The sequence below is a fragment of the Empedobacter sp. UBA5987 genome (genome assembly GCF_002429865.1).
Classification (GTDB): domain Bacteria; phylum Bacteroidota; class Bacteroidia; order Flavobacteriales; family Weeksellaceae; genus Empedobacter; species Empedobacter falsenii_B.
The window spans coordinates 60,843-80,446 of the sequence record NZ_DJBB01000047.1; the positions used below are offsets into that span (position 1 = coordinate 60,843).

23 protein-coding genes and 1 other RNA gene are annotated in these 19,604 nt (G+C 31.7%); 15 read left to right on the top strand and 9 right to left on the bottom strand.

The window, feature by feature from the left end:
- Positions 1-19: 19 nt before the first annotated feature.
- Both B3J26_RS07190 and recR read right to left on the bottom strand, forming a co-directional pair.
- A complete protein-coding gene (locus tag B3J26_RS07190) occupies positions 20-1,090 on the bottom strand; it encodes a glycosyltransferase family 2 protein (protein WP_291073980.1) in 1,071 nt (356 codons plus the stop codon).
- Between the two features lies 1 nt (position 1,091).
- Positions 1,092-1,706 carry a recombination mediator RecR gene (gene recR / locus B3J26_RS07195; protein WP_115001603.1) on the bottom strand — a complete coding sequence of 205 codons (615 nt, stop codon included), beginning with the start codon at positions 1,704-1,706 and terminating at the stop codon, positions 1,092-1,094.
- Positions 1,707-1,813: 107 nt separating this feature from the next.
- Here recR and B3J26_RS07200 point away from each other — a divergent pair, with 107 nt between their 5' ends.
- Genes B3J26_RS07200 through B3J26_RS07210 form a run of 3 tightly spaced genes read left to right on the top strand, consistent with a single transcriptional unit; the run spans position 1,814 to position 4,408 of the window.
- Positions 1,814-3,352 carry a sodium:solute symporter gene (locus B3J26_RS07200; protein WP_291073981.1) on the top strand — a complete coding sequence of 513 codons (1,539 nt, stop codon included), beginning with the start codon at positions 1,814-1,816 and terminating at the stop codon, positions 3,350-3,352.
- A 25-nt stretch (positions 3,353-3,377) separates the two neighbouring features.
- Positions 3,378-4,160 carry a pyrroline-5-carboxylate reductase gene (proC, locus tag B3J26_RS07205; protein ID WP_280051056.1) on the top strand — a complete coding sequence of 261 codons (783 nt, stop codon included), beginning with the start codon at positions 3,378-3,380 and terminating at the stop codon, positions 4,158-4,160.
- A 2-nt stretch (positions 4,161-4,162) separates the two neighbouring features.
- A complete protein-coding gene (locus tag B3J26_RS07210) occupies positions 4,163-4,408 on the top strand; it encodes a hypothetical protein (protein ID WP_280049853.1) in 246 nt (81 codons plus the stop codon).
- A 31-nt stretch (positions 4,409-4,439) separates the two neighbouring features.
- Here the strand turns inward: B3J26_RS07210 and B3J26_RS07215 are convergent, their stop codons facing one another.
- Both B3J26_RS07215 and B3J26_RS07220 read right to left on the bottom strand, forming a co-directional pair.
- Positions 4,440-4,766: a hypothetical protein gene (locus B3J26_RS07215; protein ID WP_280049852.1), complete on the bottom strand. Its 327-nt coding sequence runs from the start codon at positions 4,764-4,766 to the stop codon at positions 4,440-4,442.
- The gene (locus B3J26_RS07220) at positions 4,756-4,968 is read right to left on the bottom strand and encodes a hypothetical protein (protein WP_280049851.1); all 213 of its coding nucleotides are present in this window, start codon (positions 4,966-4,968) and stop codon (positions 4,756-4,758) included. The genes B3J26_RS07215 and B3J26_RS07220 overlap by 11 nt, the downstream gene beginning before the upstream one ends.
- Positions 4,969-5,138: 170 nt before the next feature.
- On the opposite strand from B3J26_RS07220, the gene B3J26_RS07225 reads away from it, so the two are divergent.
- The 6 genes from B3J26_RS07225 (at position 5,139) to B3J26_RS07250 (ending at position 10,102) form a co-directional block, all read left to right on the top strand.
- Positions 5,139-5,984, top strand: coding sequence for a transketolase (locus B3J26_RS07225; protein ID WP_125350518.1), 846 nt, complete (start codon positions 5,139-5,141; stop codon positions 5,982-5,984).
- 24 nt (positions 5,985-6,008) lie between these two features.
- A complete protein-coding gene (locus B3J26_RS07230; RefSeq protein WP_291073985.1) occupies positions 6,009-7,475 on the top strand; it encodes a hypothetical protein in 1,467 nt (488 codons plus the stop codon).
- A 22-nt stretch (positions 7,476-7,497) separates the two neighbouring features.
- Complete coding sequence (locus tag B3J26_RS07235; RefSeq protein WP_291073987.1) at positions 7,498-8,202, top strand: hypothetical protein; 705 nt, start codon at positions 7,498-7,500, stop codon at positions 8,200-8,202.
- A complete protein-coding gene (locus B3J26_RS07240) occupies positions 8,202-9,143 on the top strand; it encodes a transketolase family protein (RefSeq protein WP_185144213.1) in 942 nt (313 codons plus the stop codon). Before B3J26_RS07235 ends, B3J26_RS07240 begins: the two co-directional genes overlap by 1 nt.
- Positions 9,144-9,329: 186 nt before the next feature.
- A complete protein-coding gene (locus B3J26_RS07245; protein WP_291073989.1) occupies positions 9,330-9,467 on the top strand; it encodes a hypothetical protein in 138 nt (45 codons plus the stop codon).
- Between the two features lie 26 nt (positions 9,468-9,493).
- Positions 9,494-10,102, top strand: coding sequence for a LuxR C-terminal-related transcriptional regulator (locus B3J26_RS07250; RefSeq protein WP_291073990.1), 609 nt, complete (start codon positions 9,494-9,496; stop codon positions 10,100-10,102).
- Here the strand turns inward: B3J26_RS07250 and rnpB are convergent.
- The 3 genes from rnpB to B3J26_RS07265 form a co-directional block, all read right to left on the bottom strand.
- Positions 10,102-10,411, bottom strand: an RNA gene (rnpB, locus tag B3J26_RS07255) — RNase P RNA component class A. The genes B3J26_RS07250 and rnpB overlap by 1 nt on opposite strands.
- Before the next feature lie 83 nt (positions 10,412-10,494).
- The gene (locus B3J26_RS07260) at positions 10,495-13,020 is read right to left on the bottom strand and encodes an ATP-dependent Clp protease ATP-binding subunit (RefSeq protein WP_125350523.1); all 2,526 of its coding nucleotides are present in this window, start codon (positions 13,018-13,020) and stop codon (positions 10,495-10,497) included.
- Between the two features lie 119 nt (positions 13,021-13,139).
- Positions 13,140-13,790, bottom strand: coding sequence for an NRDE family protein (locus B3J26_RS07265; RefSeq protein WP_115001619.1), 651 nt, complete (start codon positions 13,788-13,790; stop codon positions 13,140-13,142).
- A 50-nt stretch (positions 13,791-13,840) separates the two neighbouring features.
- On the opposite strand from B3J26_RS07265, the gene B3J26_RS07270 reads away from it, so the two are divergent.
- The 3 genes from B3J26_RS07270 to B3J26_RS07280 all read left to right on the top strand — a co-directional run bounded on the left by B3J26_RS07270 (position 13,841) and on the right by B3J26_RS07280 (position 16,168).
- Positions 13,841-14,338 (top strand): hypothetical protein, encoded by a 498-nt coding sequence (locus tag B3J26_RS07270; protein WP_125350525.1) that lies wholly within the window; start codon positions 13,841-13,843, stop codon positions 14,336-14,338.
- A complete protein-coding gene (locus tag B3J26_RS07275) occupies positions 14,335-15,315 on the top strand; it encodes a hypothetical protein (protein ID WP_125350526.1) in 981 nt (326 codons plus the stop codon). The genes B3J26_RS07270 and B3J26_RS07275 overlap by 4 nt, the downstream gene beginning before the upstream one ends.
- 73 nt (positions 15,316-15,388) lie before the next feature.
- Positions 15,389-16,168 carry a rhomboid family intramembrane serine protease gene (locus tag B3J26_RS07280; RefSeq protein WP_291073991.1) on the top strand — a complete coding sequence of 260 codons (780 nt, stop codon included), beginning with the start codon at positions 15,389-15,391 and terminating at the stop codon, positions 16,166-16,168.
- Between the two features lie 32 nt (positions 16,169-16,200).
- On the opposite strand, the gene B3J26_RS07285 is transcribed toward B3J26_RS07280, so the two are convergent.
- Both B3J26_RS07285 and obgE read right to left on the bottom strand, forming a co-directional pair.
- Entirely contained in the window at positions 16,201-16,521 is a 321-nt protein-coding gene (locus B3J26_RS07285) for a YbaB/EbfC family nucleoid-associated protein (protein ID WP_038333099.1), read from the bottom strand.
- Between the two features lie 23 nt (positions 16,522-16,544).
- Positions 16,545-17,531, bottom strand: a complete 987-nt coding sequence (gene obgE, locus B3J26_RS07290; protein ID WP_115001628.1) for a GTPase ObgE — start codon at positions 17,529-17,531, stop codon at positions 16,545-16,547.
- Positions 17,532-17,740: 209 nt separating this feature from the next.
- On the opposite strand from obgE, the gene B3J26_RS07295 reads away from it, so the two are divergent.
- From B3J26_RS07295 to B3J26_RS07305, 3 genes are read left to right on the top strand one after another with little or no spacing between them, the layout of a single operon-like run.
- Positions 17,741-17,917 (top strand): hypothetical protein, encoded by a 177-nt coding sequence (locus B3J26_RS07295; RefSeq protein ID WP_181816329.1) that lies wholly within the window; start codon positions 17,741-17,743, stop codon positions 17,915-17,917.
- 10 nt (positions 17,918-17,927) lie between these two features.
- On the top strand, positions 17,928-18,521 hold the full coding sequence (locus B3J26_RS07300; RefSeq protein ID WP_219033695.1) for a hypothetical protein: 594 nt from the start codon (positions 17,928-17,930) through the stop codon (positions 18,519-18,521).
- A gap of 45 nt (positions 18,522-18,566) precedes the next feature.
- Positions 18,567-19,598, top strand: a complete 1,032-nt coding sequence (locus B3J26_RS07305; RefSeq protein ID WP_219033696.1) for a quinone-dependent dihydroorotate dehydrogenase — start codon at positions 18,567-18,569, stop codon at positions 19,596-19,598.
- Positions 19,599-19,604 lie beyond the last annotated feature (6 nt).

The window sequence follows — 19,604 nt, forward strand, 5'->3', positions numbered from 1 at the left end:
GATTCAGCTTTTTTTGTTTTTATAGATTTATAATCAGTTTATCATCACCTATTAAATAATTTTTATTTTTAGGGCGAATATAAAATGAACGTGAAGAAGAGTTGTTTTCAGAAATGATTGATAATATCTCTTGATAAGTAAAAAAACTTGCATCAATTGCAATTTCATTATTTGATAAAGATTTGAAATCTGATTTCTTATCAATCCAAAATAAATTTTCTGCTTTTACTTCTATTTTAGAAGTATTATTAGGTGAATGTAAAGAAAATTTAAATAATTGAATTAAATATTTAATCAAAATTCCCGAACGTAAAAGTTGATAATGCAACCAATTTTTTTGATAATATTTTGCTAAGAAAATCATCATGGCTTCAAAAAAATGTTTATAATATTTTTTATCTTTTTTCGTACTTTCTCCCTTGTAATGTAAAACCGTTATATCTCCTTTATAATAATTTTTATAACCAGCCAATTCTGCACTAAAAGACAAATCTATATCTTCTCCATACATAAAATAACGTGGATCAAATCCTCCAATTTCCTGATAGATTTTCTTCGTGGTGAACATAAAAGCACCAACTAAAATTTCGCAAGGAGCAATTTCAAATTCATCAACTTCTAATTTGTAATAATTATTTTTCTTTGAATGATTAAATCGACTATACAACTTAGAAAATGAATTTTTAGCTGTCGGAATATTACGTTTTGATTCTGGATGAAAATTTCCGTTTGTATCTATCATTCGTACTCCCACAAAACCTATTTTTTCTTTTGACTGATGAAATTCAATCAAAGATTCGAATAAATTCTCTGGAATAATTGTATCTGGATTAAGAATCAGAATATATTCTCCCAAAGCATTCTCAACCCCAATATTATTCGCTTTTGCAAAACCAAGATTCTCTTTTTGAAGTAAAAAGTTTACAGTAGGAAAAGTTTTTTTTAGGAATGTAAAATCAATTTCCGATGAATTATTATCAATTACAATTATTTCGCCATCTACATTTTTTAAAGCCTCCTGACACGAATCAAGACAAAGCTCTAAATGTTTTGGCGCATTATAACTAACAATAATTATCGATAATTTCATTTTAAAATTTATTTTCTGAATATGGGATTCGATGTTGTATAGAACGAACCAACGTCGCTTCGTCTGCATATTCTAACTCATCTCCTACACCAAGACCTCGTGCAATGGTCGAAAAAATAATTTCGGCATTCTTTAATTGTCGATACAAGTAAAAAACAGTTGTATCTCCTTCCATTGTAGAACTTAAAGCAAAGATTATTTCCTTTACATTTTCATTTTGAACACGATCTACCAAAGTTTGAATATTCAATTGACCAGGTCCAATGCCTTCCATTGGAGAAATCTTTCCTCCTAAAACGTGATATTGTCCTTTAAATTGTCCTGTGTTTTCAATTGCCATCACATCGCGTACATCTTCTACCACACAAATTATAGTTTCTTCTCGCAATGGATTATTGCAAATATCACAAATCTCATCATCAGAAATCGTATGACAATGTTGACAATATTTAACATCATCCACCAAATGAGAAAGCGCTTCGGATAAAGCTGTCGTTTGAGATTTGGGACGATTTAGCATATGTAAAACAAGTCGCAAAGCTGTTCTCTTTCCTATTCCTGGCAAATTTGACATCTCTTCTACAGCTCGCTCTAAAACCTTGCTTGGGTAATTCATTCGTTCAAAAAATTATAGACAACAAATTTACAATTTTATCTTCGGAAAATTAATCTATCATCATTCACTCAAAAATATTAAATTTGGGCTTATTTACTAAATAAATTATGAACTCAACAATTTTACTACTTTGTGTTATCGTATACTTTGTAGGACTTTTAGTGATCTCTTACTTCACCAGTCGAAATTCTGACAATCAATCTTTTTTTAACGGAAACAAAAAAAGTAAATGGTGGTTGGTGGCTTTCGGAATGATTGGGACAAGTCTTAGTGGCGTTACCTTTATATCAGTTCCAGGAACGGTCGGAAAATTAACTGGTTCCGAATATATTTACGGAGGATTCGAGTATTATATGATGGTAATCGGATTTTTTCTTGGTTATTTTATCGTCGCTGGCGTATTACTTCCGCTCTATTACCGAATGAATCTGACCTCGATTTACACCTATTTAGGAAAGCGTTTCAATGTTGAAGCACATAAAATGGGATCGGTTTTCTTTATTATTTCTCGTGGAATTGGCGCAACAGCACGTTTATATTTAGTTGTAAATGTGTTACAAATATTTTTATTAGACAATTTAGGCGTACCATTTTGGGCAACAACATTTGTCTTATTATTGATGATATTATTATACACGTTCGAAGGTGGAGTAAAAACAATTGTCGTAACCGACACCTTGCAAACATCATTTATGATCATTAGCTTGATTGCTTGTATTTGGTTTATCCTTTCGCATCTTAATTTATCTGTTGGTGAAGCTTACGATAGGATGCAAGCCAAAAACTATACCCATTTCATTAATCTTGATCCAAATTCGAAAACTTATTTCTTAAAAACTATTTTAGGCGGAATGTTTATCACAATAGCTATGACTGGTCTTGACCAAGAAATGATGCAAAAAAATATTTCGGTTGATAATCTTCAAAACTCAAAAAAGAATATGTTGACGTTCGCTGGAACATTATTGATTGTGAATTTAGCGTTCCTATTTTTGGGTGGATTGCTTTATTTATACGCAATGAGTGAAGGTGGTTTTTATACTGCTGACGGTTTCTTTATGGAACAAGGTGGACAAAATATTATGGGTGATGATATGTTTCCTGCACTTTCGCTTTTAGGACATCATTTCCCAATGATTATTTCTGTGATTTTTATTATCGGATTAATTTCTGCTTTATTTCCTTCTGCTGACGGAGCTTTAACAGCAGTTACAAGTTCATATTGTGTCGATTTATTAAACATCAACGAGGACAAAGAAAAATCAGAAAAAGAAAAGAAAAAGATTCGTATTCGTGTTCACTTAATTTTCACGGTAGTTTTCTTTATCTTGATTATGGTTTTCAAAATGATTAACAACAAATCAATTGTTTATCTTGTGATGGAAATTGCAGGTTATACATACGGACCTTTATTGGGATTATTTGCTTTCGGAATTTTAACGAAACGTAACATTTACAAAAAATATTCAATTATTACAGTTGCGATTTTAGCACCTATTTTCACCTATATCATCAACGAATTAGTGATTAATTTTACCGATTACAAAATTGGTGTTGAATTAATCATTCTGAATGGTTTATTAACTTTTATCGGTCTATGGTTGGTAAGTTCTAATCGTCAAAAAGAAACAATTATTCATTCATAATCAGAACAATTAACACTCTACAACTATGAAAAAAATCGCCATTATTGGAGCAGGAAATTTAGGAATTTCTATAACAGAGGGTTTAATTAAGAATAAAGCATTCGATCCAAATCAAATTATCGCTACAAGAAATAATTTGAATCAAATTGAACATCTTAAAAAGCTTGGTGTAACGATTACAAATGATAATCATTTTGCTGTAAAAGATGCTGATTATATTCTGTTGTGTGTAAAACCGTACAAAGTGGAAGAAGTTTTGACACAATTAAAAGATGATTTTACGACCAACAAAATATTAATTTCAGTTGCAACAGGAATTTCATTGCAAACGTATCAAAACATTTTACCGCAAGGAATGTCAATTTTTAGAGCAATGCCTAATACGGCTGCTTCTGTAGAAGAATCGATTACTTGTATTTGTGGAAATTCGAAAGATGAAAACATTCTTGATGAAATCAAAACGATTTTCAATCCAATTGGCGAAACAGTTGTTATAAATGAGGAATTGATGAATGCAGCAACTGTAATTGGCGCTTGCGGAATTGCTTATGTTTTACGATTTATAAGAGCAATGATTCAGGGTGGTATTGAAATTGGATTTGACACACAAACTGCAACAAAAATTGTAACACAAACTGTAAAAGGAGCTGCTGAATTATTAATAGAAAACGGTTTGCACCCAGAACAAGAAATTGATAAAGTGACGACACCAAAAGGTTGTACGATTGCTGGATTAAATGAAATGGAACATCAAGGATTTAGTTCAGCTTTAATAAAAGGAATTAAAACTTCTTTTGATAAAATATAAGTATGGAAAAGAAATTAAAATTAATCTGGGATTTTTATGGTCCCGATGCTATACCAACTGCAAAACATCATGCAATTCACCTGAAACAATACGCAGAAAAAGAAAAGTTACAAAGTACATTTTCTGAATTTGTAGAGGTTGAGCCAGAATATGCAGTTGCTTATTTGGTGGTAGTAGAATCTGAAATGATACAAGTTCGTGACGCTTTGATACCTCACCGTGGCGAATGGCATATGGAAGAAGAATAAATAAAAAAGACGAAGTTAAACTTCGTCTTTTTTATTTTAAATTTTCAAGTAATTTTCTCAATTCTTTATCTGTAACAGAAATCTGCTCGCTTTTATCATAGATTGAAAGTAGATAAACCTTTTCTTCTTCAATAACTACATGCGTAATAATTCTCGCTCCACCACTTTTTCCTTTTCCTTTAGATTTTATTGCAATTCTAATTTTGAAACAATTATTACTCAACAACGTTCCTTGTTCAGGATTTAACTCCAAATTATTTATAAAATCACGAAAATCATCTTTCAAAGAAGGATATTTTTTGATTAATCTTTTCAAAGATTTAACAAAACTTGGAACAGCAACTACATTATAATTCATCCAATAAATCTTTCGCAGAAATACCTTTCAGTTTTTTTTCTTTAATCAATTTATATTCCTCAACAGCTTCTTCCAAATTCAAATAAACTTCTTCTTTTTTTGTCTTAATCATTTTCAACTTCATTGCTTTCACAAAAGCTTTCAGTGCCTTTGCTTCTTCAGAAGTTTCAGTTTCAATAATAAAAATATCTTTTGTTGACATGAATTAAAGTTTGATTTACAACAAATTTAATATTAATACTTTGATTACTAAACTAAACCATAAAAAATTACAACTAAAAAATCTCCTCCCCAATTGTAGTGATTTATGTTCTACGATTTTTTTGCCCTACAAAAAAGGATTATTTTTGTTCAAATTTTTATAAACAAACAATGACACTTCAAGAACTTCAAACACAAGTACAACAAACAAGGAGAGATATTTTGAGAATGGTACATGCCGTAAATAGTGGACACCCAGGTGGATCATTAGGTTGTGCAGAATATTTTGCTGCATTATACGGTAAAATCATGACTTACTCTACTGACTTCTCTATGGACGGAAAAGGAGAAGATTTATTCTTCTTATCAAACGGTCACATTTCACCAGTTTTCTACAGCACATTGGCTCGTTCGGGATTTTTCCCAGTTAGCGAATTAGCTACATTCAGAAAATTAGACTCTCGTTTACAAGGTCACCCAACAACACACGAAGGTTTACCTGGAATTCGTATCGCTTCTGGTTCTTTAGGACAAGGTTTATCTGTTGCTTTAGGTGCTGCGCAAGCAAAAAAATTAAACAACGACGATAAATTAGTTTACACATTACACGGTGATGGTGAATTACAAGAAGGTCAAGTTTGGGAAGCTTTTATGTATGCTGCTGGTAAAAAAGTGGATAATGTAATTGCAACGATTGACTACAATGGTCGTCAAATTGATGGTGATACAGACCACGTTTTACCTTTAGGTGATTTGAAAGCTAAATTAGAAGCTTTTGGATGGATTGTTTTAGAAGAAAAAGATGGAAATAACTTAGAAAAAGTAATTGCTATTTTAGAAGAAGCTAAAACATTAACAGGAAACGGAAAACCAGTTTCAATTTTATTACACACAGAAATGGGTAATGGAGTTGATTACATGATGGGAAGTCACTCTTGGCACGGAAAAGCACCTAACGACGAGCAATTAGCATCTGCATTAGAGCAAAATCCAGAAACTGAATTGACAGATTATTAATAATTTCAATACAACCAAAATACTATGAAAACGTTATTTTATTCTATAATTACGCTTTGTTCTTTGACAGCCTTTGGCCAGGAAAAAACATATTCTTTTGACAAAAAAGTATCGTATAAAATCAATTTACCAGAAGAATATCAGACTTATTTAGATGGTCAAAAAGATTTATTTTTTGTAACCTATATTTCTAAAGACGCTGTTTTAGGAACTTCGGAAGGAGGTCCTTACACTTCAGGAAGCTTTAATAAAGATGCTTTCTTTATCAACAACAGCAAGTTTTTCGAAGTCTATGCCAATTCATTAGAAAATCAATTATCGATAAAAGCACCTTATTATTATGAAGGCATGTCGGATGATAGTTTAAAACCTTATTCGGATAATTTGTTCGAGAAATTTATTTCAGTTAAAAATCTAAATTCATCTACAACGATCAATGGATATAAGTGTAATGAATACGAATTAACATCTAAAACAGATTTCGAAACAAAATCTTCTACATTATGTGTTGATGAAAAAAATGCAATTAATAACGTTGCTATTATGTTTCCTCAAACAAAACTGAAAGGACTTTTGATACGATATGACGCAGGAGATTTTAATGGATTAACGATTCAAAATATTGCAAATTCTAACGTAAAAGTAACTTTTGATGAGAAAAAAGAAATCGAAAGTTTTACCAACGAATTGGCAAAAAAGAAACAAGAATACGAGAACATGATGTCGTCTGTAGATACAGCTTATGCAGCGGAAGCAGCAGCTTATTCTCCGGACAATCGTTACGAGGATCCTATTGTTAATTATTACAATTATCAAACATCAGAAAGTGATAACGTAAATAGTCTTTTTGGGACTGTTGCTTCATTAAATTATAGCTTGATTTATAATGATAGCGATTATGATGGAAATCCTGATATCGAGCGTCCTAAAGCTTTAGCAGCTGCGCAAGGCTCTACAAATCAATTGGTAAAACAATTCAAAAAGAATAAATTAGCAAACAAAAGCGAAGTAAAAGAATTAAATAACCTTTTCAAAACGTATTTCGATGATGCTAAAAAGTTTAAATTAACAGAAGTTTCAACAGATTATGATGAAGCGGCTGTAGCAGTAGATTCTGCTGTTGCTGCAACAGAAGTTAGTTTAGCCGAATATTATGATCCTTATACATCTGCTTACAAAACGACAGATATTAGCAAAATCGATTTAGCAATCGACAATCCAGACGTTCAAGATTTCATGAAAGTTGCACCAGAACATTGCAAAAATTTGAAAGCTAAAATTCCAACTTTTACAGATAAAGATTTAGGAAATTTGGTTTACAATTATGTAGGACAAGTGTGCGATTTATACATTTATCAAAGTGGAAGTGTTGGTCTTTCGGGAACAATTGATGCAATGAGAAAAAGTATTTTAGAAATCAATAATAAATATGATAAACTGAAAAAAGAAGACAAAGATAAGTTAACTACTTTCTTGAATTCTTTGGATTAATATTGATCAAAATACATCGATAATGAAAAAATCAATCAGTTTTATATTAACGCTTTTTACAAGTTTAACTTTTGCTCAAATGCAATCGTATAAATTTGAAAACGTTATTCAATATCGTATCAAAAGTGATTTCTATTCAGATTTTTTGGACATTTTATCAACCAAAGATTACAAAGCACATTTGATGATTACGCGAACACCGATGGGAAACTTCGCTTCATTAAAAGTAAACGACAATATGTATTCTGTTTACAGCGAAGAAGAAAATCCGAAGGTTTTTAAAATTGATTTCGAAGGCACAAAAGATTTATTAGGAAATTCTTTTTTAGCGACTAATAATCCAAGTTTAACAAATTCCGCAATCGGAAATAGTTATGTTGCGAATAGAACTGGTCAAAAAGAAACGATTCTAAATAAACAATGTGAAGTGTATAACATTTTCAGAAAAGATAATGACAACGACAATGGTACAGAAATTTGCATCGATACAAATTCTAACATCAACACCGTTCCGTTTATCAATTCTGAACTAAATTTGAAAGGCTTGATTTATAGAGTTGAACAAAATATTGTGTTAGAAAATGTTGAAACCTTAGAAAAATGGATCAAAAAGAGCGCTGAAGAGGAAGAAGAAATTAATGTTTCGCCAAATGATTTTATTTATCAATTTGATGAAAAAACAGAAGTAGAAAAATACAAAAACGAATACAAAAAACAAAAACAATGATAGACTTAACATACACAGAAAAAAAAGATACACGTAGTGGATTCGGAGACGGATTGACAGAGTTAGGAAGAACAAATCCTAACGTTGTTGCATTGTGTGCTGACTTGATTGGTTCATTGAAAATGGATCAATTTATCAAAGAAAACCCAGAGCGTTTTTTCCAAATTGGTATTGCTGAAGCAAACATGATGGGAATTGCTGCAGGTTTGACAATTGGAGGTAAAATTCCTTTCACAGGAACTTTCGCTGAGTTTTCTACAGCTCGTGTATACGATCAAATTCGTCAATCTATCGCTTACTCTAACAAAAATGTAAAAATCGCTGCATCGCACGCTGGTTTAACATTAGGAGAAGATGGTGCAACTCACCAAACATTAGAAGATATTGGTTTGATGAAAATGTTACCAGGAATGGTGGTTATCAATCCTTGTGATTACAATCAAACTAAAGCGGCTACAATTGCAGTAGCTGAATATGAAGGTCCTGTTTACTTACGTTTCGGACGTCCTGCTGTTCCAGTTTTCACACCAGCTGACCAAAAATTTGAAATTGGTAAAGGTATCTTAATGAACGAAGGTTCTGATGTAACAATTGTTGCGACAGGTCACTTAGTTTGGGAATCTTTGGTTGCTGCTGCTGAGTTAGAAAAAGAAGGAATTTCTTGTGAGGTGATCAATATTCATACAATCAAACCATTAGATGAAGAAATTATCTTAAACTCTGTAAAGAAAACAGGAAAAATTGTAACAGCTGAAGAACATAATATTTTAGGTGGCTTAGGTGAATCTGTTGCAAGAGTTTTAGCTCAAAAATTACCAACAAAACAAGCTTTTGTTGCGGTTAATGATAAATTCGGTGAATCTGGAACACCTTCAGATTTAATGAAAAAATATGGAATCGATTCTACTGCTGTAATCGAGAAAGTAAAATCTTTACTTTAATTCCATCATAATATTAAAAAGGAGCTAAAAAATTTAGCTCCTTTTTTTATAGGTTAAATATAAAATAGGTTGGTTGAAAAAAGCAAAACTGCTTTAATCCTATATATATTTTGCAAAATTAGTTTATATTACTAACTTAAAAAATACTCATTTAATGGTATTTTATTAACTTTTACTTGTAAGCATATGAAAAAAGCAAATCAAAAATCTATTACTGAATATGCAAGTATTGTAAAAAAACTATGGAGTGAAAATACAGATCGTAGAACCTTAAACGAAAAAAATGAGAGTTTCAATCAATTAATGATTATTTACAAACTTTAAGAAGTCTTGCACTTGGTGAATCTTTTATGTATTTCATCAATCCTAATTCTGCAACATTCGAATATGTTTCTCCTCAATGCGAAGATATTTTGGGTTATCTTCCTGACGAATATACAGCTGAACTATGTGTTCAAATGGTACATCCCGATGATTTGCAACATGTGATTGATATTCAGCAACGAATTGCAAATTTTAGTATGGAAATTGTCCCTGAAGAAAGAATGAATTATAAATTTACTTATGATTTTCGTGTGATAGATAAAAAAAGAGAAATTCATCAAATTCATTTGCAACATTTCTTTTACGAATTAAGTAAAAATTTTTTACCAAATCGAGTTTTTTGTTTAGCGACTGACATCACACAAATAAAGGTTGGAGGAAAGCCTATTATGCATATTTACAACATCAAAGATGGATTGAATAATCTTCTTAATTCAAAAACAAATTCATCTTTACAACTTACAAAAAAAGAAACGGAGATTATCGAGTTTCTGATCAAAGGCTACACAAGTCAGGATATTGCTGATGCAATTGGCTTAAGTAAACATACTATTGACACGCATCGAAGAAATATTTTGAAGAAAAACGATTGTTCTAATACATCAGAATTATTTAGTCTTTACTTCAAAAAATAGAAAAAAGCAAGCCGATAAGCCGGGTTCTGTCACCTTAATAAATCAAGATGCTTTGTCATTTATCTAGTATTTTAGTTACCTAAAATATCAATCTGCCTACCCCCCAGCAACGAACGAGTAGCTCTTAACTGCTGGTATACATGGCATTGCTCCGCATAGAGTTTACCTGGTTTCACTACAGCCGAACTGTACATACTTTCTGTTGCACTTGTCCTCGCCTCTCGACGGACGGGCGTTACCCGCTATGCTTACTCTTTGGAGCCCGGACTTTCCTCTTCACATACATGAAGCGACAAAGTGGCTTGCTGAGCGCAAATGTACGGCAAAAGTTACCGAAATAAAAAAGGCTTGAACATTTTTGTTCAAGCCTTTCTATTATAGAAACTTAGAAATTATTCTGATTTTTCTTCTTTCGTTTTTCCTTTTACAGAAATTTTAACGCCATCTTTTGCTTCATTTAAGTCAAGGATTAATTCATCTCCTTCACTAATTACAGCGTTGATGATTTCTTCTGCCATTGGATCTTCGATGTATTTCTGAATAGCACGTTTCAACGGACGAGCTCCATAATCTTTATCAAATCCTTTGTCTGCGATAAAATTCTTCGCTTCCTCTGTTAATTCAATATGATAATTTAAAGCTGTTAAACGCTCTATTAAACTTGCCAATTCAATATCGATAATTTTCATGATATCTTCTTTTGTTAATGAATTAAAGAAGATAATATCATCAATACGATTCAAAAATTCTGGCGCGAAAGCACGTTTTAGAGCTGTTTCAATTGTTGATTTTGCGCGTTCATCAGCAGAATCTTTCTTAGATGAAGTTCCAAATCCGACACCATCTCCAAACTCTTTCAATTGTCTTGTACCAATGTTAGACGTTAAAATGATAATCGTATTACGGAAATCAACTTTACGACCTAAACTATCTGTTACATGACCATCATCCAAAATTTGTAATAAAATATTGAATACATCTGGATGTGCTTTCTCAATCTCATCTAATAAGATTACTGCATATGGTTTACGACGAACTGCTTCTGTTAATTGTCCACCTTCTTCGTAACCAACATAGCCTGGAGGTGCCCCAACTAAGCGAGATACGGCAAATTTCTCCATGTATTCAGACATATCGATACGAATTAATGCATCGTTAGAATCAAAGATTTCTTTCGCCAAAACTTTCGCTAATTGTGTTTTACCAACACCCGTAGTTCCTAAGAAAATGAATGAACCAATTGGTTTATTTGGATCTTTCAATCCTGCACGATTACGCTGAATTGCTTTCACAACTTTCGTTACCGCTTCATCTTGACCAATTACTTTTCCTTTCATTAACTCATTCATCTGAGCTAATTTTTTCAATTCTTTTTCAGCTACACGATGTACAGGAACGCCAGACATCAACGAAACAACTTCCGCTACATTTTCTTCTGTAACTGTTTCACGATTCTCTTTCGATTCTTGTACCCATTTTGCTTGCTCACGTTTCAAATCACTTTCTATTTGTTTCTCTGAATCACGTAAACGAGCAGCTTCTTCGTATTTTTGAGATTTTACAACTTTCGTTTTCTCTTCGCGAACTTCTTCTAATTTTGCTTCAAGATCTAAAATTTCTTGAGGAACTTTTATATTCTTGATATGCACGCGAGAACCCGCTTCATCTAAAGCATCAATCGCTTTATCTGGCAAGAAACGATCTGTAATATAACGTGTTGTCAAATTTACACAAGCTTGCAACGCTTCATCTGTATAATTTACATTATGATGCGCTTCATACTTATCTTTGATATTATGTAAAATCTGTAATGTTTCTTCTGGAGTTGTTGGTTCAACCATCACATTTTGAAAACGACGAACTAATGCACCATCTTTTTCAATATATTGACGATATTCGTCCAACGTTGTTGCTCCAATACATTGTAATTCACCACGCGCCAAAGCAGGTTTGAACATGTTAGAAGCGTCTAAAGAACCCGTAGCTCCTCCTGCTCCAACAATTGTATGTAACTCATCAATGAAAAGAATAATATCATCATTTTTCTCTAATTCATTCATGATTGCTTTCATACGCTCTTCAAATTGTCCACGATATTTAGTTCCGGCAACTAATGATGCTAAATCTAATGTTACCACACGTTTGTTGAACAATACGCGCGAAACTTTACGTTGTACAATTCTTAACGCTAAACCTTCTGCAATTGCAGATTTACCAACACCTGGCTCTCCAATTAACAATGGATTGTTCTTTTTACGACGAGAAAGAATTTGCGAAACACGTTCTATTTCTTTTTCGCGTCCAACTACAGGATCTAATTTTCCTTCTTGCGCAATCGCTGTTAAATCTCGTCCAAAATTATCTAAAACTGGCGTTTTACTTTTCGAAGTAGGTTTACTTGTAGACGCACGCTCAAAATCGTTATCAGAATCACCTCCATCAAAAGATGGATTTTCTGCACGAGGAGATTGAATTTCCTCATCTTGAAATTGAAATTTGAATTCTTCCTTTACTGTATTGTAATCAATATCCAACTTATTCATCAATTTTGTAATCGGATCGTTTTCATTACGAAGAATACACAATAATAAGTGAATTGTATTTACAGTCGGACTTTTAAACAATTTTGCTTCTAAGAATGTTGTTTTCAACGCTCTTTCAGCTTGTTTTGTCAAACTCAAATTTTTTATATTATTACCTGGAGTTTCTTTTGCTGGGTTTAGGTTTTCTATTTTTTGACGCATTTCGTCTAAATCGACATTCAATGCTTCTAAGACAGAAATGGCTTTCCCTTCACCGTCGCGAATAATCCCCAACAGAAGGTGTTCCGTTCCTATTTGGTCGTGGCCTAATCTCAACGCTTCTTCCTTACTATAAGAAATAACGTCTTTTACTTGTTGTGAGAAATTATCGTTCATTTTATTATTTAAGCTGTCTTTAACAAATATAATTATTCTGATAGACTATAGCATAAATTATGCCTATGTCCGAAATGATTTGATGATTCCTTAAAATAACGAATTATTGTCTATTAATTTCAAAATAGCTGACAATATTTCATATCAATTCTTAAAGAATTCATAATAATTTGAGAGATAGATGTCGTTGCTAAAAAATCGTACAAATCACCTTTTTTCATTTTCAAATCATCGTGAAGTTCTAAAATTTCTTCGGATTTTAAATCATTATTTTGATTAAAAATTTCATCAATTTCATTTCTTCTTTCAGGACTGTACAATGTCGACGAACACCATGTCACAATTTTTTCTTGCGAAATATCTTTTACGCTCAGTTTATTTTCATTCCAAAACAAAAGGTAAGCATTTTTAGTTAGTCTTTCAAAAACAAAAATTGTAAAAGGTGCGATTCCTGACAAATTTTCCGAATTAATAAACTCATTTACAGAATTATATTTCAATAAATCTAATAAGATAATTCCTCTACTTTCTCTGTATTTTTCTTTGAAATGCATTGGTTTTTCGATTCCTCCATTCAAAATACACGCAACATATTGTTCCGAATAAAAAATCCAAGTTCCATTTGCGCGCTCATCTACAGGCGAAAAATAAGTTTTATCAAAACGCTTTTGCTCCACAATCTCTTTAGAAGAAGAACGATTTATTTCCTCATCTCGGTTGTGCGTCAACACAAATTCATCCTCATTTCTGTAAAAACTGATTATACACATCTCATTTTTCAATTTAGTTCAAATGTAAAAATTTATCTTTGCAAAGAATTATGAGTATTCAGAAAACTATAGCGCATTCCTTTGATGAAATGAAATCGATTCTTTTGCAATTTGACGATCTGTCTTTTCAAAAGGAATTAGAAATCATTTCTGGTGCTTCTGTTGGTCAACATTTTCGTCATATTATCGAGTTTTATTCGTGCTTTTTACAAGCGCAAAAAAACAATTGTATTTGTTATGATGATAGAGAGCGAAATCGTGCTTTAGAAAATTCGGTTGTTGAAAGTTTGAATACGCTGAATCATCTAAAATCACAAATAGAACGTTTAGATTTAGAAAAAACAATTCAGCTAAAACAGAATTATTACGGAGAGAATTTCACAATTAATACCACAAATTATCGCGAATTAATGTATTGTTTTGATCATAGCATTCATCATTTTGCGTTGATTAAAATTGCGATCGAAACTCATTTTTCAACGATTAAAATTCCACAAAATTTTGGAATTGCATCTTCTACAATTGCTTTTCAAAATCAAGAAAAATGAATCCGAAAATAACAAAATGGACACGATACGAATTTTGGCCATTCTGGTTATTTTATGCGCCATTGACACCTTGGTACATTTATAAAATCTTTCAAACAGGCGCTCCAGCTTACTTTTGCTCGGCAAATCCTACAATGAAATGGGGCGGATTTATTGATTATTCTAAAATTGATTTACTCAATCAAATTGATAAAAATTATAAGCCAAAAACCATTTTTTTTGATGAATTTACAACACAAGAAATTCCGTTTAATTTTCCCTTTATTGCAAAACCAAATCTTGGTGAACGTGGAATTGGTGTAGAATTAATCAGAAATGAAATTGATTGGAAAAATTATTTAGAGCAAAATAATCGAGATTTAATTTTACAAGAATATATTCAATCAAACTTTGAGTTTGGTGTTTTCTATGTTAGATTACCAAAAGAAAAAAATGGTAAAATACTGTCGATAACAGCAAAAGATTTTTTGACGTTTACGGGTGATGGAAAATCAACTTTGAAAGAATTAATCGAACAAAATTTAAGAGCTTTTTACCGAAAAGATTATTTGTTTAAACGTTTACAAAACGAACTAAATTCAGTTCTTCAAAAAGATGAAAAATTATTGGTTGAACCAATAGGAAATCATAGTCGAGGAACAACTTTTTTAGATGGATCTTCTCTAAAAACGTCTAAATTAGAAGAAACTATAGATCAAATCGCACAAAAAATTGATGGTTTTTATTATGGTCGTATCGATTTGAAAGCAAAAAGTTTAGAAGATTTTCAGAACGGAAATTTTGTCATACTTGAAATTAATGGTGCAAATTCTGAAGCAACTCATATTTATGATCCGAATTTTAATTTGATAAAAGCTTATAAGGAAGTGATTAAGCATTTGAATTACCAACATAAAATTGCTGTTCAAAATCATCAATTAGGCGTGAAATGGACAGATTGGAAATTGCTTGCGAGAGAATTAATAAAACGCTATTAAACTTAATTTGACCAAAATTGGCAGATTTTCTGGAAAGGAATAAAGATTGAATGATGTTTTCAAAACCAATTTTATGAGTTATCCTTTTCCGAAGAAAACTATTATAATTCCTCTGCTACTGCTTATACCAATGTGGATTATCTTTTTGTTCCAACAAAACGGATACAATTTAGATAGTTGTTACGGCGTTATTCCGAGAACTTTCGTAGGATTGAAAGGAATTCTGTTCTCGCCTTTATTTCACTCGGGTTGGAAACACATTATCAGCAATACTTTTCCATTAGCTTTTCTTAGCTTTATCGCACTATTGATGTACGATAGATTGGCTTATTACGTGATATTCTTTGGTTGGATTTTATCAGGAATTATTCTTTGGATCATTGGAAACCCACCTTTTTTAGATGACAATGTAAGCTGTCATATTGGAGCAAGTTCTATCGTTTACTTATTAGCTTCGTTTATATTTTTCAGTGGAATAATCAGAAAAGAACGTGGTTTAATGGCAATTTCATTAATCATTATTTTATTATACGGCGGAATGATTTGGGGAATGGTTCCTCAAGAAATTTTACCACAATTAAAAACAGATACAAGTAGTAATTCTATTTCTTGGGAAGGACATTTAAGTGGATTTATTTCGGGTGCATTTTTTGCTTATTTGTTTAGAAATATTGGTCCACAAAAAGAAGTTCCGAAATGGGATCAAGAAAATTATTATGATCCACAAGCCGAGCGTTTATGGGATATTTACCAAGAACAAGAACGTTTGAAAGCAGAATATCTTGAATCTTTGGATGAGAAAGATGATAAAAATATTGAACCAAATTATCAAACAAAAACCCCTGAAAATTAATTTTCAGGGGTTTTTATTTTTTCAAATTCTTCTTAGAAAGGCATTCCAGGAATGTTTGGTAAATTTTCTTGAGCTGTTTTTTTCGCTCTGTCAATTGCTTCTGTTTTTACTTGTTCCAACGCTTTGTTTAACGTCATCACTAACAAATCTTCAATTTCTTCTTTTTCCATTCCTTCAGCAAGTTCAATATCTTTTACTGTTGCCAATTTAGACATTGTAATTTTTACTTTTCCATCGTTAGAAGTCGTTGTAAATATTTCTCCATCTAATTCATTTTTCAAATCAGAAAATTTATCTTTAAATGAATTGATTTTTCCCATCATTCCCATGATGTCTCCAAAATTTCCAAACATTTGTCTTTATCTTTAATAATTAGTTATTCGTGTAGTTTTTTCCACAATAAATCTTTCAATTCTGTGATTCCTTTTCCAGAAACAGACGAAATAAATATCGTATCAATATCAGTTGGTAATTGTGCTTTAATCTCAGCTTCCAATTCATCATCTAACATATCTGACTTAGAAATAGCTAAAATTCGTTCTTTATCTAACAATTCAGGATTGAATTTTTTCAATTCATTCAACAGAATTTCATATTCTTTTTTATAATCTTCTGTATCGGCAGGAATTAAAAATAATAAGTTAGAATTACGCTCAATATGACGCAAGAAACGATGTCCAAGACCTTTTCCTTCTGCCGCACCTTCGATAATTCCAGGAATATCTGCCATAATAAATGACTGATGATTACGGTATTCTACAATTCCCAAGTTAGGTGTTAACGTTGTAAATGCGTAATCTGCAATTTTTGGTTTAGCAGCCGAAACAGCTGATAATAAAGTAGATTTTCCTGCATTTGGAAAACCAACTAAACCAACATCTGCCAAAATTTTCAACTCCAATGTAACTTGACGCTCGTCACCATCCAAACCTGGCTGTGCATAACGAGGCGTTTGACGCGTTGCAGAACGGAAATGCCAGTTTCCTAGCCCCCCTTTTCCTCCTTGCGCAATAATTAATTCTTGCCCATTTTCTGTTACTTCGCCAATAATATTTCCTTCGTCATCTTTGGCAATTGTTCCGATCGGAACTTCCAAAATAATATCTTCACCGTCAGCACCAGTAGAACGAGATTTACCTCCACGTCCACCGTTTTGCGCACGGAAATGTCTTTTGAATCGAAATTCTAACAAGGTCCAAAGATTTGAGTTTCCAAGAAGCGTGATATTTCCTCCACGTCCACCATCTCCACCATCTGGTCCACCTTTGTCAATATATTTTTCGCGATGCAAACTTGCTGAACCCGCACCTCCATGTCCGGCTCTACAATTTATTTTTACGTAGTCAACAAAATTTGATTGCATAATTTTTCTCTTTTAATTAGTCTGCAAAAGTACAATTTCTAATTTGTTTATTAAAATCTTGTATTATCTATTTTGAATGAATAATTTATAATGACTCAGATTTTTATTTATATTTATTCAATTAATTAACACACTATCATGAATACTAAAAAAATTTGTCCGAATATACTGATGACTAACTTCTGAAAAAGCAAAAACAAACCAAAACAATGGTAATTACTTTTGGATGTTTGATGTTTTTGATTTCTATCTTCTTGGTATATTCAGCAATAAAATCAAAAAATTATGCATTAATTGCCGTTGCTTGCAGAACTTCAACTACTTTGATGCCTTTGGTCATAAGGCTTTCTATGATTAACAAAGAAATAAAATCGCGCCAAAAATAGATTCAATAGTATGAATAACGAACATTTACAACGATTACTTCCTTTTGGTTATATTTATTTAGTCTTCATGGGAATTATTAAAGAATCTATTTTTTATTATCAATTGGATATTAATATTCTGAAATTTTCGAGCATTATGGATATCTTAATTAGTCCAATAGCCGAAATCACCGCACATCCTTTCTTACTAATCTTTTTTATTCTTCTTATTTTTCTACTTTATAGTTTTAAACAGTATTCATTGAAATATCCAGAGAAAAAATTCATTAAGAAATATTACAAGATTAAAGAAACTGATAACCTCACGAATGAAGAATTCACTAAGAAAATTAATCAAAATTTAATTGGATTCTTTTTTGTTATGCTGATTTGTTTCTTTTTAGGATTTGGAGTTGGTGGTGGTAATTTTTTATCAAAACGAATAAAAAATGGAGATTTAAAATTCGAAAAATATGGACAGACCTTAACTTTCAATTCTGGTGAGAAAAAAGAAATTTATTTAGTCAATACGAATAGTCTTTATTATTTTTATGTTGTGAAAGGTCAAAAAACTGTTGAAATTTCTCCAATTAGCACAATACAATCAATCACGAAAAATAAGTAATCAAAACATATTTTTATAATGAATAGGATTGATTAATTTTGCAGCATGTACAAACAATTCAAAAACATTTTATTTCAATTACAACCCGAAGAAGCACATCATTTCGTTACACGAAATCTAAAAAATTATGCTGCATTTCCTGGAGTTGGAAAATTATTAGATAAATTTTATCAATACAATCAACCAAGTTTAGAACGAGAAGTTTTTGGAATTAAATTCAAAAATCCAATTGGTTTGGCTGCAGGTTTTGATAAAAATGCTGAATATATTGAAGAATTGAACCACTTCGGATTTGGCTTTATCGAAATTGGAACCGTTACACCAAAACCTCAACCGGGAAATGATGCACCACGTATGTTTCGTTTGATGGAAGATGAGGCGATTATTAACCGAATGGGATTTAATAACAAAGGTGTTGATTTTGTTGTTTCGAAAATTAGAGAATTAAAAAATCGTGAAAACTATATCATTGGCGGAAATATTGGTAAAAACAAATTGACACCAAATGAAGATGCTGTTGACGATTACATCAAATGTTTCAATGCATTGTTTGATTATGTTGATTATTTTGTAGTCAATGTAAGTTCTCCAAACACACCTGGATTACGCGATTTACAAGAAAAAGAACCTTTATTGTACATTCTTAATTATTTGCAACAATACAATAATCAAAACGAAAAACCGAAACCAATTTTACTTAAAATCGCACCAGATTTAACAGATTCTCAATTGGACGATATTATAGATATTGTATTAGAATCTAAAATTGCTGGAGTGATTGCTACAAATACAACCATTTCAAGAGAAGGATTAAAATCTGATCCAGAAATTGTAAAAGAAACTGGTGGAGTTTCGGGAAAACCACTTAAAAATCGTTCAACAGAAGTGATTCGTTATCTTTCTGAAAAATCGAACAAAGCATTTCCTATCATTGGAGTTGGCGGAATTCATACAGCCGAAGATGCTAAAGAAAAACTGGAAGCTGGTGCAAGTTTGTTACAAGTTTATACAGGTTTTATTTATGAAGGTCCTGCTGTTGTAAAAAACATTTGTAAAGGCTTGGTTGAAGGAAAATAGAAAACT